The sequence below is a fragment of the Streptomyces sp. ISL-100 genome, assembly GCF_018614615.1.
GTDB lineage: Bacteria > Actinomycetota > Actinomycetes > Streptomycetales > Streptomycetaceae > Streptomyces.
Genome location: NZ_JAGGOK010000017.1, coordinates 1 through 25,786, shown reverse-complemented (window position 1 = coordinate 25,786; position 25,786 = coordinate 1). Strand labels below are relative to the sequence as shown.

The 25,786-nt window shown below is 70.6% G+C and carries 18 protein-coding genes; 10 read left to right on the top strand and 8 right to left on the bottom strand.

Annotated features, from left to right (window positions below; genetic code table 11):
* Positions 1-43 precede the first annotated feature (43 nt).
* From J7E89_RS09080 to J7E89_RS09070, 3 genes are all read left to right on the top strand, one after another.
* Positions 44-1,570, top strand: coding sequence for a hypothetical protein (locus J7E89_RS09080; protein WP_214970821.1), 1,527 nt, complete (start codon positions 44-46; stop codon positions 1,568-1,570).
* A 337-nt stretch (positions 1,571-1,907) separates the two neighbouring features.
* On the top strand, positions 1,908-2,873 hold the full coding sequence (locus J7E89_RS09075) for a hypothetical protein (RefSeq protein WP_214970818.1): 966 nt from the start codon (positions 1,908-1,910) through the stop codon (positions 2,871-2,873).
* Positions 2,874-2,964: 91 nt separating this feature from the next.
* A complete protein-coding gene (locus tag J7E89_RS09070; RefSeq protein ID WP_214970815.1) occupies positions 2,965-7,860 on the top strand; it encodes a hypothetical protein in 4,896 nt (1,631 codons plus the stop codon).
* A gap of 56 nt (positions 7,861-7,916) precedes the next feature.
* Here the strand turns inward: J7E89_RS09070 and J7E89_RS09065 are convergent, their stop codons facing one another.
* Positions 7,917-8,402 (bottom strand): hypothetical protein, encoded by a 486-nt coding sequence (locus tag J7E89_RS09065; RefSeq protein WP_214970812.1) that lies wholly within the window; start codon positions 8,400-8,402, stop codon positions 7,917-7,919.
* A gap of 424 nt (positions 8,403-8,826) precedes the next feature.
* Between J7E89_RS09065 and J7E89_RS09060 the strand changes: the two genes are divergently transcribed.
* Genes J7E89_RS09060 through J7E89_RS09045 form a run of 4 tightly spaced genes read left to right on the top strand, consistent with a single transcriptional unit; the run spans position 8,827 to position 12,982 of the window.
* Positions 8,827-11,550 (top strand): nitrate- and nitrite sensing domain-containing protein, encoded by a 2,724-nt coding sequence (locus J7E89_RS09060; RefSeq protein WP_214970809.1) that lies wholly within the window; start codon positions 8,827-8,829, stop codon positions 11,548-11,550.
* Entirely contained in the window at positions 11,547-11,987 is a 441-nt protein-coding gene (locus J7E89_RS09055; protein WP_214970807.1) for a roadblock/LC7 domain-containing protein, read from the top strand. The genes J7E89_RS09060 and J7E89_RS09055 overlap by 4 nt, the downstream gene beginning before the upstream one ends.
* Before the next feature lie 10 nt (positions 11,988-11,997).
* Positions 11,998-12,396 (top strand): DUF742 domain-containing protein, encoded by a 399-nt coding sequence (locus tag J7E89_RS09050; RefSeq protein WP_093801939.1) that lies wholly within the window; start codon positions 11,998-12,000, stop codon positions 12,394-12,396.
* Positions 12,377-12,982 carry an ATP/GTP-binding protein gene (locus tag J7E89_RS09045; RefSeq protein WP_214970805.1) on the top strand — a complete coding sequence of 202 codons (606 nt, stop codon included), beginning with the start codon at positions 12,377-12,379 and terminating at the stop codon, positions 12,980-12,982. The genes J7E89_RS09050 and J7E89_RS09045 overlap by 20 nt, the downstream gene beginning before the upstream one ends.
* 88 nt (positions 12,983-13,070) lie before the next feature.
* Here J7E89_RS09045 and glpK read toward each other — a convergent pair whose 3' ends face one another.
* The 4 genes from glpK to J7E89_RS09025 all read right to left on the bottom strand — a co-directional run bounded on the left by glpK (position 13,071) and on the right by J7E89_RS09025 (position 16,738).
* Positions 13,071-14,594 (bottom strand): glycerol kinase GlpK, encoded by a 1,524-nt coding sequence (gene glpK / locus J7E89_RS09040; RefSeq protein WP_214970803.1) that lies wholly within the window; start codon positions 14,592-14,594, stop codon positions 13,071-13,073.
* Between the two features lie 19 nt (positions 14,595-14,613).
* A complete protein-coding gene (locus tag J7E89_RS09035; protein ID WP_214970801.1) occupies positions 14,614-15,339 on the bottom strand; it encodes an MIP/aquaporin family protein in 726 nt (241 codons plus the stop codon).
* Positions 15,340-15,537: 198 nt separating this feature from the next.
* The gene (locus tag J7E89_RS09030) at positions 15,538-15,888 is read right to left on the bottom strand and encodes a DUF962 domain-containing protein (RefSeq protein WP_214970799.1); all 351 of its coding nucleotides are present in this window, start codon (positions 15,886-15,888) and stop codon (positions 15,538-15,540) included.
* Positions 15,889-15,931: 43 nt separating this feature from the next.
* Positions 15,932-16,738 carry a M15 family metallopeptidase gene (locus J7E89_RS09025; protein ID WP_214970796.1) on the bottom strand — a complete coding sequence of 269 codons (807 nt, stop codon included), beginning with the start codon at positions 16,736-16,738 and terminating at the stop codon, positions 15,932-15,934.
* A gap of 61 nt (positions 16,739-16,799) precedes the next feature.
* On the opposite strand from J7E89_RS09025, the gene J7E89_RS09020 reads away from it, so the two are divergent.
* Entirely contained in the window at positions 16,800-17,330 is a 531-nt protein-coding gene (locus J7E89_RS09020; RefSeq protein ID WP_308315403.1) for an NUDIX domain-containing protein, read from the top strand.
* 42 nt (positions 17,331-17,372) lie between these two features.
* Here the strand turns inward: J7E89_RS09020 and J7E89_RS09015 are convergent, their stop codons facing one another.
* On the bottom strand, positions 17,373-19,682 hold the full coding sequence (locus tag J7E89_RS09015) for a glycoside hydrolase family 31 protein (protein WP_214970788.1): 2,310 nt from the start codon (positions 19,680-19,682) through the stop codon (positions 17,373-17,375).
* Between the two features lie 217 nt (positions 19,683-19,899).
* Between J7E89_RS09015 and J7E89_RS09010 the strand changes: the two genes are divergently transcribed.
* Positions 19,900-21,876: an acetoacetate--CoA ligase gene (locus J7E89_RS09010; RefSeq protein ID WP_214970785.1), complete on the top strand. Its 1,977-nt coding sequence runs from the start codon at positions 19,900-19,902 to the stop codon at positions 21,874-21,876.
* A gap of 77 nt (positions 21,877-21,953) precedes the next feature.
* Positions 21,954-22,853: a hypothetical protein gene (locus tag J7E89_RS09005; protein WP_214970782.1), complete on the top strand. Its 900-nt coding sequence runs from the start codon at positions 21,954-21,956 to the stop codon at positions 22,851-22,853.
* 65 nt (positions 22,854-22,918) lie between these two features.
* Here J7E89_RS09005 and ptsP read toward each other — a convergent pair whose 3' ends face one another.
* Both ptsP and J7E89_RS08995 read right to left on the bottom strand, forming a co-directional pair.
* Positions 22,919-24,589 carry a phosphoenolpyruvate--protein phosphotransferase gene (gene ptsP, locus J7E89_RS09000; protein ID WP_214970779.1) on the bottom strand — a complete coding sequence of 557 codons (1,671 nt, stop codon included), beginning with the start codon at positions 24,587-24,589 and terminating at the stop codon, positions 22,919-22,921.
* An 87-nt stretch (positions 24,590-24,676) separates the two neighbouring features.
* On the bottom strand, positions 24,677-25,126 hold the full coding sequence (locus J7E89_RS08995) for a PTS glucose transporter subunit IIA (RefSeq protein WP_214970776.1): 450 nt from the start codon (positions 25,124-25,126) through the stop codon (positions 24,677-24,679).
* Positions 25,127-25,786: the final 660 nt, after the last annotated feature.

The window sequence follows — 25,786 nt, the reverse complement described above, 5'->3', positions numbered from 1 at the left end:
GCCGTTTCGACCGTTGTCAGTGCGAGGACCTAATCTGTGCCTCGTGACTTCGCCTGCATCGACGGAATTCGTTCCGCCCCAGCTCAGCGCGGGGCCGCGGCCCGCACAGGGCCCGGCCGCCGACGAGGGGCTCGCGCGGCGGCTCCGCGCGCTCGCCTGCACGGCGCCGCTGCACGATCTCGACGTACGCAAGGCGAATCTCGCGGGTGAGTACTCGGTCTACGCGATGGCCGAGGTCGCGCTCGCCGCGATCGACCTCGTCACACTCAACATGGACTTCGACACGGGCGCCGACCACGAGCAGATAGTGGCCAGGCTGCTTCCGCGCGTCGCCGCCCAGGCGCCGCGCCGCCCGCTCGCCGAGCACGAGCGCGTCGCCCGCTGGGTCCTGGAGAACCTGATCAACGTTGGAAGCGTGGACCGCGGCTTCCGCGCGGTTTACGGCACTTTCGGCCCCGACGGTGCTTATGTGCGCAGGGACTACGACTTCAAGCTCATCGAGGAGGTCCCCGGGTACGGCGGCAGCGTCTATCTGCGGACCACCGACGAGGCGGTCAACGTCCTCGTCGGCGCCCTCGACACGGACGTCACCAGCGCGCAGATCGCCGCCGAGGTCAAGCTCGAAGTCCTGATCAGCCGGGGACGGCTCGCCGACGCCCAGCTCGCCGCCGAGCAGGCCCGCTACCGGACCGTGCAGTACGCCGAGACGCTCCGCAGGACGCTGGAGGCGACCCGGCGCAACGTGCGCGCCGTCGACTGGCTCAACTCCGTGCCCGACATGATCGCCGAGGCGCTCGACCACGTCGCCGACCGGTACCGGCACGAGAACGCGATCCTCACCAACATCCGCAAGGCGCGCGACGAGGCAGAAGACCCGGAGCACAAGCGACGCGCGGCCGAGCTCGTCGACATCGTCAAGGACTGCATCCGCAGGCACACGCAGCTCCAGTCCCGGCTGCTGGACGCGGGACCGCTGTTCCGTGCGGAGCAGGACCGCCAGGCCTTCGCCACGCCCACGGCGCGGACGGGACTCGACCTGTACGGCCAGCTCGTCGCGCCGCTGCTGCCCCTGCCGGTCGAGCAGGCGATCCGGGTCACCGACGCCTTCTTCGCGCGCGGCACCGGGCTGCGCACGCCCGTGTCGGTACGCGTCGGGGACCTGGTCGACATACTGCTGACGCCGCCGGTGGAGCGGGATCATCTGGGGGCCGAGATGGAGGAGCCCGACCTGATCGCCACCCCTGACGACAGCCGGTTCAGCGAGGGACAGCTGGCGAGCGCGATGGAGCTGCTCGACCTGCCGCACGACGCGCCGCGCAGGCTGTCCGGGCTGCTGGCCGAGGCACGTCGCCGCGACCCGGAGCTTCCCTACCTTGTCGCGCTGCTCGCGGTCCACGCGGCCAGCCCGCCGGTCGGCACGGCCTACCGGCAGGGCGAGAAGCGGCTGCTGTTCGCGGTGGACGACGGCACCGAGCTCGACGACCCGGAGTTCGGCGGCGCCGACCTGATAGTGGGCATGGCCCTGTTGGACGCCGCCGGGATGGCCGCGGACCGGACGGAGGCGGCATGACCACGAGACACGGCACCAGCACCGACCCAGGCAGGACCGGTACCCCGTGTGGTGATGGCACGCTGCGTGGTGACGCCCAGTGCGGTGACGCCGTGGGCGGTGACGCGCCGCGCGGTCGTTCGGCGTACGGACACAGGCGACGTTGCCGCGTGGTGCCCCTGGATGCGCGACGCGTCCGGCCGCCGCTCGGCCACCCGCCGCACTCCCGTGCGCCGCACGCGCAACCGCCGGGTGGTGACCGTGCCGCCCTTGCCGGGATTCCGGGCGCTCCACGCGCGAGGCGCGCCATCGAGTCCGTACCTGAAACCGAGAACTTCCGTACCGAGGAGCACCAGCCGTGAGCGACCACCACGCAGAGCACGCCGACGCGTGGAGCGAGCGAGCCGTCAACGAGGCAACCGCAGCGGCCACGGCCGAGCGCCCCGAGTCCGCCGAGCCCGCCGAGGTGTCCGCGACAGCTCCCTCGCCCGCCGTGCATGGCGCGGTCACGCCCGCCGACGCGGCCGACGCCGCCCGGCTCGTGTCCTTCGGGCTCCAGCCCAAGCTGCTGCCCGCCCGCGACATGGAGTACGCCGACCTCCTTCGCCGCTATCGCGAAGAGCCCGCCTTCGCACGGCTCGCCGACGCCGTCGCGACCGGGCTCGGACTCATCGTCCTCGAAGTCTCCACGCGCGCCGGAATGGCGGTCTCCGCCGGAGAGGACTCCGTCTTCGCCGTACGCATGGGCGACTACGCCCGGCGTGCCTCCGCAGACTCCGCCGACAGGTTCCTGCACGGCCTCGCGCACCTCGCCGTCGCCGCGCTGGCCTTCCCCCGCCCCGAAGACCTCGCCGACGACGGTTACATCGGCCGCATAACGGTCAACGGCGTCGACGCCTTCGTGCGCCAGGCATGCCGCCGCCTGGAGGAGCGCGCCGACGAGCAGGGCGAGAACACCGACCCGGCCACCGAGGCCCCCGGCCTCGAAGCCGCCTGGCGGATCTACGCACGCCGCAGCGCGACCGGCGCCACCAAGGACGCGCGGCGGCTGGCCGGTTCCACCACCGGCATCGTCGGCAAGGCCGTGGCCTTCCTCACCGAATCCGGCTTCCTGCACCGCACGGGTGACGACGCGGGAGGGGCGTACCGCACCACCGCCCGCTACCAATTGCAGGTCCGCGACATGGCGGGCAGCGCCGCCATGGCCGAGCTGCTGGAACTGGGCGTGGTGCCGGTGACCGATGGCAGCGCCACGCTCGTCCCGCCGTCGGAGGACGACGACCTCGAACTGACTGCCGAGGCCGGCCTGCCCTTCCACGCCTGACCCACGGCCGGCCGACCAACCCGCCGACCGGCCTAGCAGCTGCCTCACACCTGCCGCTTCACTTCACGACTTACGACGAGAGTCCGCCGCCATGTACGAGTTGTCCCGGGTCCGCCTCTACTCCATCGGGCCCGCCGGTGCGCGCTACGCCGACACCGTGCTTGACCTGCGCGGAGTCGGCGAGCCCGTGCCCAACCCTGCCCCCGCCCAGGCGGAGTTCTTCGAGGATGAGCCGGTCGGCCCGCCGCGCAGGCCCGCGCCCGCAGGCGTGCTCTTCCTGGAGAACGGCGGCGGCAAGTCCGTCCTGCTCAAGCTGATCTTCTCGGTGATGCTGCCGGGTCATCGCAATACGCTCGGCGGCGCGAGTTCCGGCGTACTGCGCAAATTCCTGCTCGCCGACGACTGCGGTCACGTCGCGCTGGAATGGCAGCACACGCTCACCGGCGAATGCGTGGTCGTCGGCAAGGTGAGCGAGTGGCGCGGGCGGCAGGTGTCCTCCGATCCGCGGAAGTTCGCCGAGGCCTGGTACTCCTTCCGCCCCGGCCCCGGGCTCAGCCTCGACTCACTGCCGGTCGCCGAGTCCACCGCCGTACGCCCGTACGGCGAGGGTGTTTCTGGCGCGAAGGGCCGCCGCCGCACCATGAAGGGCTTCCGCGACGCGATCACCGACGCCGGCAAGGCGTACCCGCACCTGGACATCCACTGGGAAGAGATCCACGACCGCTGGAACGAGCACCTCGGTGACCTGGGCCTCGACCCTGAACTCTTCCGCTATCAGCGAGAGATGAACGCCGACGAGGGTGAGGCGGCCGGCCTCTTCGCGGTCAAGAAGGACTCGGATTTCACCGACCTGCTACTGCGGGCCGTCACCGACACCAGGGACACCGACGGCCTGGCCGACCTCGTCCACGGCTTCGGCAACAAGCTCGGCCGCCGGGCAGAGCTCACCGCCGAGCGTGACTTCACGGCGGGCTCCGTCGACCTGCTCGGCCGCATCGTCGACGCCGCCGAGACACGTGTGCGAGCCCGCGACGTTCATGCGGCCGCCGAGCGCAGGACCCGTACGCTCGCCCGCAGGCTCTCGGCGCGAGCCGGCGAGGAGCGCGGCCGCACCGCCGAGTTCGCCCAGCAGGTCACGGCCACCGCGCACACGGTCACCGAGGCCGAGCAGGCCCGCAGCCGCAGCTCCCTGATCGCCAGCGAACTCGCCTACCGGCACGCCTCGCTGGCCCTCACCGCAGCAGAAAAGGCGGCAGGCGCGCAGCGCCGCGAGCTCGCCGACGCCCGCACACTGCACGCCGCCTGGCAGGCCGCCGAGGTCGTACTGCGCCACCGCGCCGCCGCCGACCGCGCCGCGCGCGTCGCCGTGGCCATCCGCGAGGCCGAGCGGGACGCCGCCCCGGCACTGGCCGCCCGTGCCACGGCCGCGGGTGAGCTCGTACGGGCCCTGCACGCGGCGGCCGAGGACGGCGAGCGGGTCGCCGCCGAGGAGGAAGAGCGCTCGGCCGCCCTTCAGGAGGCGGGCGAGGCAGCGCACCGCGACGCCACCACGGCCGCCACGCAGGCGCAGCGCGCCCGCAGCGAGGCGGGGCACCTGCGCCAACGCCTCTCCGAGGTCGAACAGGAAACTGCGGAGGCGGTACGCGCCGGCTGGCTCGACGACACGGCCCCGGACGCCGACCCGGCGCGGGCGGCGCTGGCCGCGACCGACGCGGAGAAAACGGCGGTCGCCGCGTGGGACACCGCGCGCGAAGCCGCCCGTGCGACGGGCGACCGGGCGAAGGAGGCCGCCGGCGCCGAGGCCCGCGCGGAGCTGGCGGCCGCACGCGCGGCGGACGCCGCGCAGGGTGCGGAGCACGCGTACGAAGCGGAGCGCCGCGCGGCCGAATCGCTGGCAGCGGAGGACCGCCTGGCGGAACTGCTCAGCCTGCCGTCGCCCTTGCCGCCCGCCTCCAAGGGCGTACCGCAGCCCCGCCGAGCAGTGGCCGCGACCGACGGCGCCCAGTCGGACGCCCAGCCGATGGACGAATCCGGCGGTGCGAGCGGCGCCGGCGACCGTGATGCGGCCGGTCAGGACAGCGCGGCCGAAGCAACGGGCGTGCGTACGGGACAGGGCACGGGCACCGCCCACCCCGATATCCCCAAGCAGAACGACGCGGCCGACGGCACAGCCACCCGCACAGCCACGCGCACCGACGCCTTCGGCCGCTCCGCCGCATCCGCGCACTCCGTCCGCAGCCCCCGTCGCAGCGCCGAAGGCCCCCTCACCGTCGAGGAGCTGGACCGTAACGCCGAGGACCTCCTTGTCCTCCTGGACCAGGGCATCACCTCCGCCGAACGGCAGCTCTTCGAGCTGCGTACCGCCGCCGCCGACGACTCGCGCATCCTCGGCGCGCTCGGCGACGGAGGGCTGCTGCCGCCCGGCCCCGACGTCCTGGCCACCGTCGAGTTCCTCGGCGAGCACGGCATCCCGGCCCTGCCGGGCTGGCGTTACCTCGCGCAAGCCGTCGCCCCCGCCGACCACGCCGGCGTGCTCGCCGCCCGGCCCGAGCTGGTCGACGGCGTGGTCATCACCGACCCCGACGCGCACACCAGGGCGCGCGAAGCCCTCGCCGGCGCCGCACTGCTGCCCCGCTCGGCCGTCGCGGTCGGCACCGCCGCCGCACTCCTGGCACCCGTACCGGCGCCCGGCGCCGCTGGATCCGAGCGCGCCGACGTCTTCCTTGTGCCGCCGAACCCGGCCATGCACGACGAGCACGCGGCCGACGAGGAGCGCCAGGCGCTGCGGGTCAGGGCCATAGCTCGCGACGAGGAGATCCGCAGGCTCGCGGCCCGGCTGGCCGGCGACCGTACGCTCGCCGCCCGCCTCGGTTCCTGGCGCGCCGACTGCCCGCCCGGCATGCTCGCCGAACTGGCCGAGGCGGCCAGGACGGCGGGCGAGGCTGCCGAGGCGGCCGAAGCCGTGCTCGCCGAGGCCCGTACGGTCCGCGCCGAGGCCGATGAGGCCGCGGCCGAAGCGGCCCGAGTCAGGGACGAGCGGCAGGATGCTGCCCAGCGCGCCCGCCGTGTGGCAGACGCCCTCGCAGGCCTCGCCCACCGGCTGCGAGAGCGCGCCGCCTGGCAGGTCAAGGTGCGCGAACTGACCGAGGAAGCCGCAGAGCTGGAGGCCAGGGCCACGGTGTTCCTGGAGCGCGCCAAGGCCGCCGACGAGGACCGCCGCGCCGCCCAGCGCACGGCCGACGACGCCCACAGGACCGCGCGCACACTGCGCGCCGAGCGGGCCGAGATCGCCGGCGCGCCGGAGACGTTGCCGGAGGCGGACGAGGACGCACCGCGCGTCGCGCTGCCCGCGCTGCGCGAGGCGTACCGCGCCGCGTCCCAGCTGTACGAGAAGGTCGGCGTCGGCGCCGACCTGCGCGCCGAGCAGGCCAGGGCCGAGAGCGACGAGAGCGCCGCCCTCACCGAGCTCAACCGGCTCAGCAACAAGGTCCGTACCAGGGCCGCCCAGATGCTGGAGGGCACGGACGGTGCCGACGGGCCGTCCCGCCAGGCCGCGGTGGCGCGCGCCGAATCGCTCGTACAGATGCTGGAGTCGAGGGCGTCCGCCGCGAGCGAGCAGCTCGGCAGGCTCCGCGGCGAGGCCGAGCGCCTCGCCCCCGAGGACGGCACAGCGCACACCGAACTGCCCGAGGAATTCGTACCGGCCGACGCGGAGCACGCGCAGACGCTGCTGCGCACCGCCACCTCCGAGCTCGCCGCCCGCACCGACGCGCTGGACTCCGCCCGCGCGGCCCACGCCGAGCTGCTGCGGGCACACCGCGCGGCCGAGGACGCGGCAGGTGGCTTCGACGAGACGGCGGCGCTGCTGCGAGACCTGCTCAGGGACCACCACCAGGAGGACGAGGGCGCGCAAGAGCCCGATCCGTACCCCGGCAGCCTGGAGGAGGCGCGCCAGTCGGCGGCCGACTCCCGCCGCTCGCTGCGCGGGTGCGCGGCCGAACTGTCCGCTGCCGAGTCCGCGGTGCGCGAGGCGAGCGACGTACTCGTACGGCATGCCAACTCCACGCGGTACGAGCAGGTACGCACCCCCGCGCGCCAGCAGATCCGCGAGCTGCCGGCCGCCTCGCTCCCCGAGCACGCGGCGGCGTGGGCGGCGGCGTTCGAGCCCCGGCTGCGCGTACTGACCGACGAGCTGGCGCAGTTGGAGCGCAATCGCGACAGCATCGTCGACCGGCTCCGTGGCCTCGTCGAGTCCGCCCTGGCGACGCTTCGATCGGCCCAGCGGCTCTCCCAGCTGCCGGAAGGCCTCGGAGAGTGGTCCGGTCAGGAATTCCTGCGGATCCGCTTCGAGGAGCCGGACCAGGCGACGCTCGTCGAGCGGCTCGGCGAGGTCATCGACGAGGCGACCAGCGCCGCCGTAAAGAAGAACTCCGACCTGCGCAGGGACGGAATGTCACTGCTCCTGCGGGGTGTTCAGGCCGCGCTCCAGCCCAAGGGCATCTCGGTCGAGATCCTCAAGCCGGACGCCGTGCTGCGCGCCGAGCGGGTGCCGGTCGGGCAGATGGGCGATGTCTTCTCGGGCGGCCAGCTGCTCACGGCCGCGATCGCGCTGTACTGCACGATGGCCGCGCTGCGCAGCAACGACCGGGGCCGCGACAAGCACCGGCACGCGGGCACGCTCTTCCTCGACAACCCCATCGGCCGCGCCAACGCCACGTACCTGCTGGAGCTCCAGCGGGCGGTGTCCGACGCCCTCGGCGTGCAGCTGCTCTACACGACCGGTCTGTTCGACACGACCGCGCTCGCCGAGTTCCCACTGGTCATCCGGCTGCGCAACGACGCCGACCTGCGGGCCGGGCTGAAGTACATCAGCGTGGAGGAGCACTTGCGGCCGGGACTGCCGCAGCAGGACCCGGACGGCGAGACGGTGCACGGCGAGATCACGGCGACGCGGATGTTCAAGCGCTCGCCGGCGTCGGCCGAGTAGCCGCGAGCCGGCGCGGGGGCGCGGGGCGAGCGGGCCGCGGCGCAACGCCTTCAGGCTCAGGCCTGGGAGAGCCGGCCCGTACCGCGCCTGGTCTGTTCCTCCCGTTGCCGTATGCGGGCGGACCTGCGGGCCGCCCGCCGCGCTTTCCGCCGCTCGCGGCGCAGTTGGCGCGCCGTACTGCTCGGGACGGACACCACGCCGTGGCGCTGGTTCCACACCTGGCGGGTGACCCATACGTCCAGCACGCCCCAGGTGGCGACCACGGTGCTGCCCACGCTGCTCAGCACCATCGGGAAGGCCAGCCAGGATCCCGCGAGCGTGCACAGGTAGGCCACCATCGCCTGAATCATCGTCAGCGACGTGATGATGATGGCGCGGACGGCTGCGGTACGGACCGGATCGGGCAACCGTGGCCGTACCGCCGGCTCCTCGACCCACAACTGCCGCTGAGTTCCGCCGGCCTCGAACTCCCGCGGCTCCTCGGCGATTTCGAACGCTACGGGCGCCGCGGACGACACCGTACGGCGCTCTTCCGTGTCCATCAGACCTTCACTCCCCACCGCCGCCTGGCGTGCCCCTCAACTCGGGCGCGGAACCTCCGCTTCACGAGTGGGTGCCCGCCTTGCGCCCCTTTACGCCGTTCCCCGCGGGCTGAATGTGACGCGTAGGGCCTCATCCGATCCGCTCCCGTACAGCAGGACGAATGGCCGGCCCCGAAGATTCCCGCGGAACGAAGAATTCCAGCCATCTGCCCCGAAAGGGCAACGGGCGTACGCACGGGTGTCCTTTGCCACATTGGCGCCCGCCAGCACCCGGAATTCCATGACAACTCATGATCAACGCACCGCAGTACGGCTGAAAATCGTCCGGACGTGTCTTCGGGTTGCGCGAGGGACAGTAGTAGGCTCACGCCGTTTATTGACGGAACACCACCTCCGCCCGGCGGAGGTCGAGCTGGGGGAGGCCATGCGCTTTCGCGGGAAGTCCATCCGCAGGAAGATCGTGGCGTTGCTGCTGGTGCCGCTCGTGTCCCTCACCTCGCTGTGGGGATTCGCCACCGTGCTCACCGGCCGTGAGGCCAACCAGCTGCTGGACGTCGCCTACATCGTCGAGCAGATGGGCTATCCCATCGAGGACACGGTCAAGGACATCCAGCAGGAGCGCCGGCAGACGCTGATCTATCTCGCGGACCCGCGCGCCTCCGACGCCCTCGCCACCCTCCGTCGCGAGCGCGCGGACACCGACGACGCCGTCGCGAAGATCAAGGCACGCGCCCAGGACACCGGCGTACGTGACGACCTGCGCCCCTCGGCGGCGAAGCGCCTGGCCTCACTCCTCGAAGCGTTCGAAGGCATCGAACCCCTGCGTCGGTCCGTCGAGAACAGCGCCGTCACCCGACGCCAGGCCCTCGACCAGTACAACCGGCTCGTCGACCCCTGCTACTCCTTCCTCATGACCCTCCACGCCCTCGAAGACGTGGAGATGGACAAGCAGGGGCGCGCCCTGGTCGGCATCACCCGCGCGCGCGAGACACTCTCCCGCGAGGACGCGCTCATCGCGTCCGGCCTCGTCGCCGGCCAGTTCAGCGCGCCCGAGCTGCGCGAGGTCTCGGCGCTGGCCGCGAACCGCGAGCTGCTGTACGATGTCAACCTCGAAATCCTCCCCGCCACCGAGCGCGACGCCTTCGCGGCCTACTGGGACAGCCCGGCCACCCAGGCCCTGCGCACCGCGGAGGAACGTCTCATCACCGCGGGCGCCACCCAGCGCCCGCGCGCCGTCACCGCCAAGAGCTGGAACGAGGCCGCGACCGGCGTGCTCGACCATCTCGCCCGCGAGGGCACGGAGGCAGGCGACCGTTACCAGGACCGCGTCGGGCCTGTCGCCTTTGGCGTCCTCATCAAGGCGGGCGCCGCCGGCGTACTGGGCTTCCTCGCCTTGATCGTGTCGCTGTTCCTCTCCGTACGCATCGGCCGCAGCCTCATCCGCGACCTCTCCCGGCTCCGCAAGGAAGCCCACGAAATCTCCGGCGTCCGGCTGCCCAGCGTCATGCGCAGGCTCGCCGCCGGCGAGGAGGTGGACGTGGAGACCGAGGCTCCGCGGCTGGAGTACGACAGGGACGAGGTCGGCCAGGTGGGGCAGGCCCTGAACACCCTTCAGCGCGCCGCCGTCGAATCCGCCGTCAAACAGGCCGACATGCGCCGCGGCGTGTCCGAGGTCTTCGTCAACCTGGCCCGTCGCAATCAGGTCCTGCTCCACCGCCAGCTCACGCTCCTCGACACCATGGAACGCCGTACCGAGGACACCGACGAACTGGCGGACCTCTTCCGTCTCGACCACCTCACCACCCGTATGCGCCGCCACGCGGAGGGCCTCGTGATCCTCTCGGGGGCGGCCCCGTCCCGTCAGTGGCGCAAGCCCGTCCAGCTCATGGACGTCGTACGGGCAGCCGTCGCGGAGGTCGAGGACTACGAGCGCATCGAGGTACGCCGCCTGGCGCGCATCGGGGTCGGCGGCCCGGCGGTCGCCGACGTCACCCACCTGATCGCCGAACTCCTGGAGAACGCCACGGTGTTCTCGCCTCCGCACACCGCTGTTCAGGTGCACGGCGAGCGGGTCGCCAACGGCTTCACCCTCGAAATCCACGACCGTGGCCTCGGCATGACGCCCGAAGCACTCCTCGACGCCAACCTGCGGCTCGCGGAGACACCCGAATTCGAGCTGTCGGACACCGACCGGCTGGGTCTTTTCGTGGTCAGCCGGCTGGCCCAGCGCCAGAACGTCCGCGTCTCACTCCAGCAGTCGCCGTACGGCGGAACCACCGCGGTCGTCTTCATTCCGGCCGCCCTGCTCACGGACGCACCCGAAACGAACGGCACCGGCTTCCGGCTCGACCGCAAGCATTCCCCCGGCGCGGGAGGCACCGGGCAGGCGGGGGAGAGCGGACGCCGCAAGTCCCTGACGACGCTCTCGCGCCTGCCCGCCGAACTTGCCGCACAGGCGGTACTGGACGGGCCTGTCGAACTCGAACCCCCACTGGGCGCACTGGGCTTGGAGGAGGCCTCGCTCGGCGGCTTCTCGGACAGCGCCGACCTCGTCGACACGGAGAGTGAGCGCGGCGGACTGTTCCAGACCCGCGAACGTTCCCGGGAACGCTCCCGCTACCGTGCCCGAGAAGCAGCCGGTGAGCAACACCAGCAGGCGTCCGACCGCGTTCCCGGGAACGGCGAGAGCGTGCGCCCCGGTGCGCCCGTTTCCCCTCTTCCGCTGCCCCGCCGCATTGCACCGACCTTGGTAGCCGACAACGGCCGCCGTGTCAGCGGCCGCGGGCACACCCCCACCGAACAACGCGCAGCACGCTCCGAAGCGGCACGCTCCGCACCCCACACACCACCCGCACGGGAACCCGCACCGGCGGACGAGGCTTCCGGCCTCTCGCTGGGCGGACTGCCCCGCCGCGTCCGCCAGGCCAATCTCGCGCCGCAATTGCGCGAGGCCGCAACCGCCCGTACCGAACCGGCGAACGACGCACCGGCAACCGAGCAGGAGGCGGAACGCGAGGCGGCGGAAGTACGCAGCCGGATGGCTTCGCTCCAACGCGGCTGGCAACGCGGCCGCCGGCAGAAAGCCGAGGACGAGCCAGGCCCCGGCGGAACAGCACCAGGAACCAGATCAGAGAGGGACGGTCGATGACCGCACCGAAGGCCACAGCACACGACACCACGGGCCGCGGCTCCGGGGAGCTCAACTGGCTCCTCGACGAGCTCGTCGACCGGGTCGGCAGCATCCGCAAGGCCCTGGTGCTCTCCAGCGACGGGCTTCCCACCGGCACGTCCAAGGACCTGACGCGCGAGGACGGCGAACACCTCGCCGCCGTCGCATCGGGCTTCCACAGCCTCGCCAAGGGCGTCGGCCGCCACTTCGACGCGGGCAGCGTCCGGCAGACCGTCGTAGAGCTGGACGACGCCTTCCTGTTCGTCACCGCGGCGGGCGACGGCAGCTGCCTCGCCGTGCTGTCGGACTCCGACTCCGATGTTGGACAGGTGGCGTACGAGATGACGCTGATGGTCAAGCGGGTCGGCGTCCACCTGACGACCGCGCCACGCTCCGGTCTGCCCGCCGGAGGGTGAGTGGGCTGACATGAGCGAAGCAGGTCAGCAGGGCTCGCCGCACTGGTTCGACGACGACGCGGGCCCCGTAGTACGCCCGTACGCGATGACGCGTGGCCGTACGAGCAGCGCGAGCCGGCACCGGCTCGACCTGATCGCGCTGGTCGTCCCCGAACCCGCCGCAGACGATCCCGGGCGCGACCAGACGCTCGCTCCCGAGCACGTCGAGATCGTCGAACTCTGCAGTGAGACGCCGCAGTCGATCGCCGAGCTCGCGGCGGGCCTCGATCTCCCCGTAGGGGTGGTCAGAGTGCTCGTCGGCGACCTCGTCGAGGACGAGCTGGTACACGTGACCCGACCCGTACCTCCGGCCGAGCTGCCGGACGAGAGCATCCTTCGCGAGGTAATCAATGGTCTTCGGGCGCTCTAGCCGCAAGAAGCGACCGATCGAACCGGTGACGCTCAAAATCCTCGTCGCGGGTGGCTTCGGGGTGGGCAAGACCACCCTGGTGGGCGCGGTCAGCGAGATCAGACCGCTGCGCACCGAGGAGGTCCTCACCGAGGCGGGCCGCCCCGTCGACGACACCGACGGCGTCGAGAGCAAGAACACCACCACCGTGGCCATGGACTTCGGGCGGATCACGCTCCGCGAGGACCTGGTGCTCTACCTCTTCGGTACGCCCGGCCAGGACCGGTTCTGGTTCCTGTGGGACGAGCTGGCACAGGGGGCACTCGGAGCGGTCGTGCTCGCCGACACCCGCCGCCTGGAGGACTGCTTCGCCGGCATCGACTACTTCGAACGCCGGGGCATCCCCTTCGCCGTGGCCGTCAACTGCTTCGAAGGAGCCGACCGTTATCCACCGGAGACGGTGCGCGCGGCACTCGACCTCGACGAGGGCGTTCCGCTGTTGCTGTGCGACGCGCGGGACCGCGAGACCGTCAAGGGAGTGCTCATAGCGGTCGTCGAGCACGCACTGGCCCGCTCGGCGGACCGGCGCCAGACGGCGGCCACCTGACCTTTCGGCCCGTACGACGCGAGCCGAGCGGCCCGTACCCCCACCGACAGGGGTACGGGCCGCGGTCGTAGGGTCCGGCGCGGCTCGCTCAGCCCTTGCCGCCCTCTTCCTCCCAGCCGAAGCTCCGCTCCACGGCCTTGCGCCAGTTGTGGTACTCCCGGTCGCGCTCCCGCTCCGCCATCCGGGGCGTCCATTCGACGTCCCGCTGCCAGTGCGACTTCAGCTCGTCCAGGTCCGACCACACGCCGGTCGCCAGCCCGGCGGCGTACGCCGCGCCCAGACAGGTCGTCTCCGAGATCCTCGGTCGCATGACCGGAACCCCCAGCACGTCGGCCTGGTGCTGCATCAGCAGGTTGTTCTTGGTCATGCCACCGTCCACCTTGAGCGTGGTGATGGCCACGCCCGAGTCCTGGAACATCGCGTCGACGACTTCCCTGGTCTGCCAGCTGGTCGCCTCCAGGACCGCTCGCGCCAGATGCGCCTTGGTGACGTACCTGGTGAGTCCCGTGATCACACCGCGGGCGTCGGCGCGCCAGTAAGGCGCGTACAACCCGGAGAACGCGGGCACGATGTACGCCCCGCCGTTGTCGTCGACGCTTCCCGCGAGCGTCTCGATCTCGTCCGCGGAACGGATGATCCCCAGCTGGTCCCTGAACCACTGGACCAGCGCCCCGGTGATCGCGATCGACCCCTCCAGGCAGTAGACCGGCGCCTCGCCGCCGATCTTGTAGCCCATGGTGGTCAGCAGCCCGTTCTTCGAAGGAACCGGCCGGCTACCGGTGTTGAGCAGCAGGAAACTGCCCGTCCCGTACGTGTTCTTCGCGGTGCCCACGTCGTAACAGGCCTGCCCGAACACAGCGGCCTGCTGGTCACCCAGCGCGGAGGCCACCGGCACACCGGAGAGCTGCCCGACGGCCGTCCCGTACACCTCGGCCGACGACCTGATCTCCGGCAGTACGGCCTCGGGGACACTCATAGCGGACAGGATCGCCGGATCCCACTGGAGCGTTCGCAGGTCCATCAGCATGGTCCGCCCCGCGTTCGTCACATCCGTGACGTGTACGCCGCCCTCCGTGCCGCCGGTGAGGTTCCAGATCAGCCACGAGTCGATGGTCCCGAAAGCGATCTCGCCCCGCTCCGCGCGCGTGCGCAGCCCGGGAACGTTGTCGAGCAGCCAGGCCACCTTCGGACCGGAGAAGTAACTGGCGAGCGGCAGACCGGTCGCTTCCCTGAACCGGTCCTGGCCGTCCGCGCCGCCCAGCTCGTTGCACAGGGCGGCGGTACGCGTGTCCTGCCAGACGATCGCGTTGTGCACCGGCTTGCCCGTCGCCCGGTCCCACAGCACCGTCGTCTCGCGCTGGTTGGTGATGCCCAGAGCGCTGAGCTGCCCGGCGCGCAGACCGGCCTTGGCGAGCGCGCCCGCGACCACCGCCTGCACCTTTGACCAGATTTCTGTCGCGTCGTGCTCGACCCACCCCGGCTTGGGGAAGATCTGGCGGTGCTCACGCTGGTCGACGGCGACGATCGATCCGGAGTGATCGAAGATGATGCAGCGGCTGGAGGTGGTGCCCTGGTCGATGGCGGCTACGTACTTCTCGGCTTGTTCCGTCATGACGTCCCCTCGTCTGCGTTCAGAAGGCTGCGTTGTAGATCAGGCCCGACAAGGCCCCGCCGATCAGCGGGCCCGCCACCGGCACCCAGGCGTAACCCCAGTCGGACGTCCCTTTGTTCGGGATCGGCAGGGCGGCGTGGACGATGCGCGGCCCCAGGTCGCGGGCCGGATTGATCGCGTACCCCGTGGGGCCGCCGAGCGAGAGACCGATGCCGACGACCAGGAGGGCCACGATCAGCACCTGGGTGCCGGACTCGCCGAGTCCCTTGGTCATCCCGAACGCCAGGACGGGCAGCACCAGGCCGACCGTCGCGATGATCTCGGTGAGGAGATTGGCGACAGGGCTGCGGATTTCCGGAATGGTGGAGAAGATCCCCAGTGTCGGCAGCGCCGTTTCCTTGTCTCTGTTGGCCGTGAACTGGGCGTAATAGACGAGATATGCGAGAACCGCCCCGAGCATCGCACCAACCATCTGCCCGAGAACGTAGATCCAGACCTTGCCCCACTCGCCGGTGTCCACGGCGATGCCCACGGTCACCGCCGGATTGAGGTGCCCGCCCGACAGCGGGGCGGCGGTGTACGCCCCGGCCAGCACGGCCATGCCCCATCCGAACGAGATGACGATCCACCCCGAGGCCTTCGCCTTCGAGTGGTTGAGCGTGACTGCGGCGCACACACCGGCGCCGAAGAGAATCAGGATCGCGGTGCCGATGACCTCACCGACAAAGATGTCCCCGTTGCTCATGGCGGCTCCTAGGCCCTCGCCCGGGGCCGGAGCCCCGGTTCTGAAGTGCAGAGTGCGTTTCCCATGGCTGCTGAGCCGGAGGCAGGGTGTCCCAGTTCCCCACCCGGCGTACGTGACGAGCATGGTTCACCGGTGGTGATGGAGCGTCAAGGCCGGGGACAGCAACCGCTGGCCGGAGCACCACGGTAGGAACCGGGGTCAGCCGTTGTTCTCCGCGAGCCACTTCGCGGCGGTCTCCGCGAGTTCCCGGTCGCGGCCGGCGAGCATCATCCGGATCATCTGTACGTCGCCGCGCAGCGACCAGGCAGGGTGCCCGAAGGTGGCCGGGTTGTTCTTCTCGATCAGGAAATGCGCCGGCCAGGCGGCGCCGTACCCGATGAGCGGCAGCGCGGCGGCGTACCGCTTCCGGCCGCGCGCCAGGCCGTACACGCTGACCGCGAGGCCGGTGAGAGTTCCCGTGAGATGCACCCACCGGGTCGCGGCCCTGGAGTGCATGGCGACGTAGTAGGGCCAGAATTCTTCGTACGAATCGAAAGTCCGCTGCTCCATACGCGCACGGTAATGGCTCGGCGGAGAACCGGATACGGCCGCGTCAGTGCCCGGCGACCGACCGGCGGGCGACGGGGAAGTCGAAGTAGGTGTTCGGGAAGGGCTCCGGCTTGTACGTGAAGTGCCACCACTCCTCGGCGAGATTCACGAAACCGAGCTCACTGAGCAGCCCCTTCAGCAGCTGCCTGTTGGCGCGCTGGGCGCCCTGGATGCGCGGGTCTTCCGTGTGGGACAGCGTGTCGAAGCAGTCATAACCGGTCCCCATGTCGACTGAATTGTCAGGGAACCGCTCATCCTTGGGCGCGTAGCAGGGTACGAGCCGTTCCCCGGGGACGTACGGTCTCGTGGCCTTCGCGGGAAGCTTCACGATCGTCAGGTCAACGGTGCTGCCCCTGCTGTGCCCGGACTTCTCCGCGATGTAACCGTCCGCGAACAGCCGCGACTTGTCGACATCGGGATAGAACTCCGCCTTCATCGCCTCGTCGTCGAGATCCTTCGCCCACCGTACGAAGTGGTCGACGGCCCGCTGCGGCCGGTAGCAGTCGTACACCTTGAGCGAATATCCGCGCCGCAGCAGCTTCGTCTGAGCTTCATGCAGGGCGTTCGCCGCAGGCCTGGTGAGGATGCAGAGCGGCTGGCGATAGCCGTCCACGGGTACGCCCACGAAATTGTGCGCGGTGGTATAGCGCATCTCCTGAATGATCGTCGGGTCGACGGACCGCAGGGACACGAACTCCCTCGGGGCCTTCGGCTCTGGCTTCGCCTGCGCCGTGGGCGAGGCGGCTGTTACGGCGAGCAGGGTGACGGCGGCGGTGGCAAGGGCGCGCACTGCGGAGGCAAGTCGTGTCATGGGTCCTCCGTCTATCAGGTCAACGGCCCGTGGGGGAAGGGCCATCGGATACAGTCCGCGCGTGTCCGCACCCTCGAAGAAGCCCGTCAAGGACTCCCACTGCTCCAGCTGTGGAGCGCCGTACCGGCCCGCCGGAGACTGGCCCCGCACCTGCCCCGTCTGCGGTGCAACGGCCTATCGAAATCCGCTGCCCGTCGCCGTGGCCCTGCTGCCCGTACGTGACGTACAGGGCGGCGGACTCGTCGTCATCACCCGTGCCATCGAACCGCGGCTCGGCGAGAGCGCGCTGCCCGGCGGGTTCATCGACCACGGCGAGGACTGGCGGCACGCGGTCGTACGCGAACTGAGCGAGGAGACGGGCATCGAAGCCGCGGCGGGCCAGGTACGCCTTGCCGACGCGCTCAGCTCCCCGGCCGGTCACCTTCTTCTCTTCGGACTGCTCCCCGAACGCGCCGCCACCGACCTCCCGCCGTCCGCCCCCACCACCGAAACGACCGGCTGGCACCTCCTGCGAGAGCCCGCCGAGCTGGCCTTCCCCCTCCACACCGAAGTGGTACGCCGATGGTTCTCGGGAAGCTACAGCCACACGTAACGAGCGTTCCCGGGTACGTCGCGTGGGCAGCCCCGCACTCGCTCAACAACCCCGCACACGCACCGGGAGCCCGACCTCCCCGCCGCCCTCCCGCTCCACGAGCACCCGGCCACCGCTCACCCGCGTAGTGAACCGCTCGATCTCCGCCCTCTCCCAGCCGTCACCCGCGTCCCTCACCACCAGCCCTCCTCCGCTGCGACCGGCAGCCGGCGCCCACACCTCGAGCGCCGGCCCACCGTCGTCACCGCGAACGGGAATCACGGAGCCCGCCCGAGCCAGCACAGGGATCCGCGACAGGGGTGCCTCAAGCAGAACCTGGCCCGGGCCTTCGTACGCCTCGCCGGTCGCCGTGTCGTACCACCGTCCGCGCGGCAGACGAACCGCTCTGCGGTCAGCGCCGCGCTCCAGAACGGGAGCGACCAACAGGCAGTCTCCGAGCAGGAAAGCGTCCTCGCAGTCCCGCAGCGCCCGGTCCTCAGGCGCACCCCACCACACGGGACGCACATAAGGCGCACCGGTGAGGCGCGCCAGATGGGACAGCGTCACGAAATACGGCCGCAGCCGTTCACGCTCGGCGAGAGCGGCCCTCGCGTGTCCGAGCACCTGCGGGCCGAACTCCCACGGCTCCCTGGGGCCCGCAGTGACAGCTCCCTGCGTCCGGAACAGCGGCAGATGGGCGCCAAGTTGAAACCAGCGCAGATACAGCTCAGGTGAGAGCGTGCCGATGAACCCTGCGACATCGGTTCCCGAGTACGGCACCCCGCACAACCCGAGACCGAGCACCAGAGAGAGCGAGGCACGCAGCCCCGGCCAGCCCGCCGGAACATCCCCGGAACAAGTGCCGCCGTACCTCTGCACGCCGGCCCAGCCGGAACGCGAGAACAGAAACGGCCGTTCCCGGGAGCGCGCCTTTTGCAGTCCCTCGAAACCGGAACGCGCCATCCCCAAGCCGTAGATATTGCGCGCCTCCCGGTGATCGCCACCCCGGCCCTCCAGGTCGTGCCGTGCGGAGCGCGGCAACGTCGCATCACCGAAGGGAGCGAACACCGCCGACTCGTTCACTTCGTGCCAGACCCCGGAAAAGCCCTGAGCGAGACGCTCTTCGTACAGCGCTCCCCACCAGGCCCGCACACCCGGATCGGTGAAGTCCGGATACACGCTCTCCCCGGACCGGAGAACTCCGCGCACCTCGTTCCCCCGTACGTCCCGTACGAACGCCCCCACGGCCGTTCCGCTCTCGTACAGCGCGTTCCCGGACTCAGCCCTGACGGCGGGACCGAGGACCGAAACCAGCCGCACCCCCGACTCCCTCAGATCCGTGGCAAGCCGGGGAAGCCCCGGAAACCTCTCGCGGCCTCCCATGTCGAGATGCAACGCGGCCAGAGGCAACCCCCGCTCCTCATAGCCGGCGACGACCTGCCGCACATCCTCTTCGCCGCCGGGCCCCCGCGGTGCGTGCTGTGGCCCGAGCGCCCAGGACGGAGGAAGCGCGGGCGCACCCGTGAGCGCGGTCCAGCCCCGCAGCACACGCGCCGGCGTCCCGGCCACCACCCAGCACCGCAGCGGCCCGCCATCCATGCGCAGCTCACTCGTGCCCGGCCGGTCATGGCCCGACCCGGCTCCCTCCTCGCCCTCCCGCAGCGTCACCCGCCCCTCCCACGTGTTGTCGTGGAAGACGAGATGTGCGCCGGCGTCCGACACGATCAGCTGCACCGGCATGGTGACGGAGAGCGGCTCGTCGCCGGGCGCGAAACTCCCGCCCGGATCGCTGTTCCACAGGGGGTACGTGCCGCTCCGCAGCCGGAACCCCGAATACCGCCCGCCCAGACCGAAGAACCGCGCGTCCGCCGGCACCTCGCTGCGCTGCAGCCAGCGCGCACGCCCTCCCGCGACAGGCTCCCACCAGCGCGGCGGCAAATCCCGGCGGAGCACCACGCCGCCCGGCGTACGGACCTCGACACCGCCGTGCCGCGACACGGCGACAGTGAGCCGCTCCGACACCACCTGCCAGCCGCCGTCCTTGTCGGGCTCCAGCTCCGCCCTGGGATCGGGCTCCGGGCACGCGCCGACGAGCGCGTACGAAGGCTCCGGATCCGCGCCGTCCCAGCCCCAGAACACCGCCCCGCCCACCGCCACCATCACCCGCAGCTCGGAACGGGCGAAGCGCATCACCCCGCCGCCCGGCTGCGGCTCCGCGCCCGTCACCGCACCCGGCACCCTGGCCCGCTCCGCCCCCCGCTGCCGCAGCCCCCCGGCATCCGTACGACGCCGTCGCCAAGCGGAGCGCGCGAAGCGCAGTCCCTGCACCGTGCCGACCAGTTTCACCGAGCGCACCAGGTCACGACCGTCCATGCGGCTCACCCTGCCACCCCGCCGGACCCGCACGGGGGCCGTTCAACTTCCGTTCACCCGTGGTGTGCGCACATGACCGGATACCCGACTGTGGGGGGCCCGCCCTGGTGCGCGGGACGATCACGTGGCATCGTCCCTGTCAGCCGCCTCGTGCGCACACCCACCGCACGTGCGCGCGACACACGCACACCACCGCGTACAGCCCGGGAGCCGCCCCATGTCCTCAGCAGCGAACACCGCGCCCCTCTGGCAGCCGGACGCGGACCGCATCGCCGCCGCCACTGTCACCCGCTTCCAGAGCTGGGCGGCCGAGCGGTACGGAGCACCCGCCGAGGGCGGTTACGCGGCGCTGCACCGCTGGTCGGTCGACGAGCTCGACACCTTCTGGAAGGCCGTCGCCGACTGGTTCGACGTGCGCTTCTCCACGCCGTACGAAACGGTCCTCGCCGACCGTTCCATGCCGGGCGCCCGGTGGTTCCCGGGAGCCACCCTCAACTACGCCGAACACGCCCTGCGAACGGCCGAGGACCCGTCCCGCGCGGACGACCCTGCCCTCCTGTACGTCGACGAGACCCATCAGCCCACCCCGGTGAGCTGGTCGGACCTGCGCCGCCAGGTGGGCTCACTCGCCGCCGAGCTGCGCGCCCTCGGCGTACGCCCCGGAGACCGCGTCAGCGGCTACCTCCCCAACATCCCCCAGGCCACCATCGCCCTGCTCGCCACCGCCGCCGTCGGCGGAGTCTGGACCTCCTGCGCCCCCGACTTCGGCGCCCGCAGCGTCCTCGACCGCTTCCAGCAGGTCGAGCCCGTCGTCCTGTTCGCCGTCGACGGCTACCGCTACGGCGGCAAGGAACACAACCGCACGGACACCGTCGCCGAGCTCCGCCGCGAGCTGCCCACCCTCCGCGCCGTGGTCCACATCCCGCTCCTCGGTACCGAGGCCCCCGAAGGCGCCCTCGACTGGTCCGCCCTCACATCCGCGGACACGGAACCAGTCTTCGAGCAGGTGCCCTTCGAACACCCCCTGTGGGTCCTGTACTCCTCCGGCACGACCGGCCTCCCCAAGGCCATCGTGCAGTCCCAGGGCGGCATTCTCCTGGAGCACTTCAAGCAGATCGGCCTGCACTGCGACCTCGGTCCCCAGGACCGCTTCTTCTGGTACACCTCCACCGGCTGGATGATGTGGAACTTCCTCGTCTCCGGCCTCCTCACAGGCACCACGGTCGTCCTGTACGACGGAAGCCCCGGCTATCCCGAGACCGGCGCCCAGTGGCGCGTCGCCGAACTCACCGGGGCCACCCTCTTCGGCACCTCGGCCGCGTACGTCATGGCATGCGCCAAGGCAGAGGTCCACCCCGCCCGCGACTACGACCTCTCCCGCATCAAATGCGTAGCCACCACCGGATCCCCGCTTCCCCCCGACGGCTTCCGGTGGCTCCACGACGAGGTCGCGTCCGATCTGTGGATCGCATCCGTCAGCGGCGGCACGGACGTCTGCAGCTGCTTCGCCGGCGCGGTCCCCACCCTTCCCGTCCACATCGGAGAGCTCCAGGGCGCCTGCCTCGGCACCGACCTCCAGGCGTGGGACCCCCAGGGCAAGCCGCTCACCAACGAGGTGGGCGAACTGGTGGTCACCAACCCCATGCCGTCCATGCCGGTCCACTTCTGGAACGACCCCGACGGCAGCCGCTACCACGACAGCTACTTCGACACGTACCCCGGCGTATGGCGGCACGGCGACTGGATCACCATCACCGATCACGGCTCGGTGGTCATCCATGGCCGATCCGACTCCACCCTCAACCGCCAGGGCGTTCGGATGGGCTCGGCCGACATCTACGAGGTGGTCGAGCGCCTCCCCGAGATCAGGGAGTCCCTCGTCATCGGTCTCGAAGAGCCCGACGGCGGCTACTGGATGCCGCTCTTCGTCCACCTCGCCGAGGGCGCCACCCTCGATGACGCCCTGCGCACCCGCATCAAGCAGGCCATCCGCACCGAGCTGTCCCCGCGCCACGTCCCCGACGAGATCATCGAGGTCCCCGGCATCCCGCACACCCTCACCGGAAAGCGCATCGAGGTGCCCGTAAAGCGACTCCTCCAGGGAACACCCCTCACCAAGGCAGTCAACCCGGGCTCGGTGGACAACCTCGACCTCCTGAGCTTCTACGAGTCCCTCGCCCGCACCCGCCGCTGAGGCACTCACGCTGAGTGCGTTGTCAGTGCAGTCGGTTACGGTGAGTGAGCACTGACCGACTGCGCTCAGGGGGAATCATGGCGCGCACCAAGTCCACGAAGCACCACAAGAACAAGGCCATGCGCCGTACGCTCCGCCGCGAAGTACCCAGCACCGTAGGCCTGCTGGCCGACGAGCACGACTTCGCCTCCATGACGGCCTACGGCACCTTCGCCTTCGACGACCACACGGCCTACCTGCAGGAGGTCGACGGGCTGCTCCGGGCCCTTGCGGCCCAGGGCGTGCACACCACCGTCGCGCTCTTCGACCCCGAGGACTTCCTGGAGTTCTGCCGCACCACCGGAATCGACCCGGACACGGCGGAGAGCCGCACCCGCTTCACCGCGGAAGTCGCGGCCTGCGGCGCCTGCGTTCCGTACACCGGCCAGCCCATCGACAGCCTCGTGCCCATGGTGATCAACGAAGCGGTCCGCCAGGCCACTTGGGAGTACGCGACGCTGCTGCTGGCCCGGCTCGGCAACTGCGCCGAGTGCGGCGAGGACATCGGCCGTGAGGCTCTCGGCAGGGCGTCGCGACTCGTCACGCGCCTGCTCGAACAGGCCGGCCCGGGCAGCCATCACCTCGTCTGCAGCGTCCCGGCGGAGGAGGAACAACTCCTCGCCGTGCTCCACGTGGAGCGCACCGCGAGCGAGCCGGTCCGCCTGACGCAGGCCGAAGGCGCCGAATTCGTGACGGTCCTCGCAGCCGGCATCGCCGTGGAAAGCACCGGGGGAGTAGTACTGAGGACCACCGAGCCCGGAGCCCCGGACCGGCTCCACGGCTGGCGGCTCCACCGGGGCCGCCTGGTCGCACTCACCGCCGGCGAGGTATTCAGCGCCTACTGCACGGACGCGGACACCGGCGATCCCGTATCCCCGGAGCCCGATGTCGAGTACTGCCCGGGCTTCCACGTCGAAGAACCCGACATCCACCACTGAACGCCCGAGGGGTCCCCGGCCACACGGCCGGGGACCCCTCCAACCCACACGAAAATCGTCCGAAACTACTCGCCGGACAGCACCGCCTGCGCGGCAGCCCGCGCCTCGTCGGCGGTGTCCGTGGCACGCGCCGCCGCGGCAGCGCGCTCGCACTGGGCGAGCGTGTGCTTCGCCAGCGTCGCGCGGACATAAGGAATGGCCTTCGCGCCCATCGACAGGGAGGTGACACCCAGCCCCGTCAGGACACAGGCGAGCAGCGGATCGGCCGCGGCCTCACCACACACGCCACAGCTCTTGCCCTCGGCCTTGGCGGCGTCGGCCGACGCCGCTACCAGGTCGAGCAGCGCGGGCTGCCACGGATCCTGGAGCCGCGACACCGCACCGACCTGCCGGTCCGCGGCGAACGTGTACTGAGCCAGGTCGTTCGTCCCCAGCGAAAGGAACTCGACCTCCTGCAGAATCGAACGCGCCCGCAGCGCGGCGGACGGGATCTCGACCATCGCGCCGAACTTCGCCTGCAGCCCGGCCGCACGGCACGCGTCCGCGAACGCCTTGGCGTCCGTACGGTCCGCGACCATCGGAGCCATGACCTCGAGGTACACCGGCAGGCCCTTGACGGCCTTGGCCAGCGCGGTCAGCTGCGTACGCAGCACATCCGGGTGCTCGAGCAGCGACCGCAGCCCCCGCACACCGAGCGCCGGGTTCGGCTCCTCGGCCGGCGTCAGGAAGTCGAGCGGCTTGTCCGCACCCGCGTCCAGCACCCGCACGACCACTCGGCCCTCGGGGAACGCCTCGAGAACCTTGCGGTAGGCCTCGATCTGCTTCTCCTCCGACGGCGCCTGCTTGCTGTCGTCGAGGAAGAGGAACTCCGTACGGAACAGACCGACACCCTCAGCACCGGCCTCGACCGCGGCCGGCACATCGGCGGGACCGCCGATGTTGGCGAGCAGCGGCACCTTGTGACCGTCGGACGTCGCACCGGGACCTGTCGACGCCGACAGCGCGGCCCTGCGTGCGGCGGCAGCGGCCTCAAGCTCAGCACGCTTGTCCGCGGTGGGCTCGACAAAGATCTCGCCCGTACTGCCGTCCACCGCGATCACCGTGCCCTCGGCCAGTTCGCCCGCACCCGGAAGAGCCACCACCGCGGGCACACCAAGAGCCCGCGCCAGAATCGCGCTGTGGCTGGTCGGCCCGCCCTCTTCGGTAACGAAGCCCAGCACCAGCGTGGGGTCGAGCAGCGCCGTGTCGGCGGGAGCGAGATCCCGCGCGATCAGTACATACGGCTCGTCACTGTCCGGCACACCCGGCATCGGCACGCCCAGCAGACGGGCGACGATACGATTCCGCACGTCATCCAGGTCCGCGACACGACCGGCCAGGTACTCGCCGGCATTGGCCAGCAGAGCCCGGTACGCGGCAAAAGCGTCATACACCCCACGCTCGGCCGTGCTGCCGACGGCAATGCGCCGATCCACATCCGCCATGAGCTCGGGATCCTGCGCCATCATGGCCTGCGCCTCGAGCACATGCTGTGCCTCGCCGCCGGCCAGGTTGCCGCGCGCAATCAGGTCGGCTGCCACAGCTTCCACGGCCTGGCGGGCACGCCCCTGTTCGCGCTCCGCCTCCTCTGCGGGAATCTGCTTGGCCGGCGGCTCGAGAACCGCCGTGCCCATGTGCCGAACCTCGCCGATCGCCACACCGTGGCTCACGCCGACGCCTCGCAGCGTTGTCTCCATTTCACCGTCTCCGATAGTTGCGGCGAGACCCTGTCCAGTCCCCCCGCGATGGATGTCGTACCCGCGGTCGCCCTTACGGCGCCGGCGTCACTGCCAGCTGAAGAGCGCGTCGCCGGCCTTCATGTCGCCGTCCTCAACGAGGCCGGCCAGGGAGTCGGCCGTGGCCTCGAGCGCCACGATCGGGCACACCGGCGACTTGCCGGCTTCTTCGACGGCTGCCGGGTTCCACCGCACGATCGCCTGGCCGCGCGTCACCGTGTCCCCCTTGTTCAAGAGCAGCTCGAAGCCTTCACCATTGAGCTGCACGGTGTCGATGCCCAGGTGCGTCAGAACTCCGTGCCCGTCGCCGTCGACGACCACATACGCGTGCGGGTGGAGGGAGACGATGACACCGTCAACGGGTGCGACAGCCTCCGACGGCTCACGCACGGGGTCGATAGCGGTGCCGGGACCGACCATCGCGCCGGAGAACACCGGGTCGGGGACTGCGGCCAGTCCGATGGCGCGTCCAGCAACAGGGGACGTCACGCTGGTCATGGGGGCCTCCCAGGGGGTGGAGAGTGGCGTACTTTTCAGAAGGGTAAGTCACTAGAAGTCCCGGTTCCGCACGAGAGCTGCCGCTTGGCGGACCTAGGGGTGCACCGGCAATGGTTTGCCTCGTCTGCCGGAGCGATGTATATTCGTAGTCCTGCTTGAGACCAGGCCCACCTCGTCGTGGGGCCAGTGGCTCGGTAGCTTCTGACAGGTCTAGACCCTATCCCTAATCTGAGTTTCCGCATGTGCGCGGAACGATGGTCAGGGAGACGGAAAAGGATCTGATAGAGTCGGAACCGCCGGAAAGGGAAACGCGAAAGCGAAGAACTGGAAAGCACCGAGGAAGTCGGACACGAAAGAGTCTGATAGAGTCGGAAACACGAAATACCGAACGAAAGCCCGGAGGAAAGCCCGCGAGGGTGAGTACAAAGGAAGCGTCCGTTCCTTGAGAACTCAACAGCGTGCCAAAAGTCAACGCCAGATATGTTGATACCCCGGCCCACTTCGGTGGGTTGGTGGTTCCTTTGAAAAGACCTGGCTGTCCTAGTGACAGTCCAGGCAAACACAGCGAGGACGCTGAGAACAGCGGGCCATATTCCGGCCCGACCTGTTCCGCTCTTTCGTGGTGTCGTCCCGATTACGGGGAAAACATTCATGGAGAGT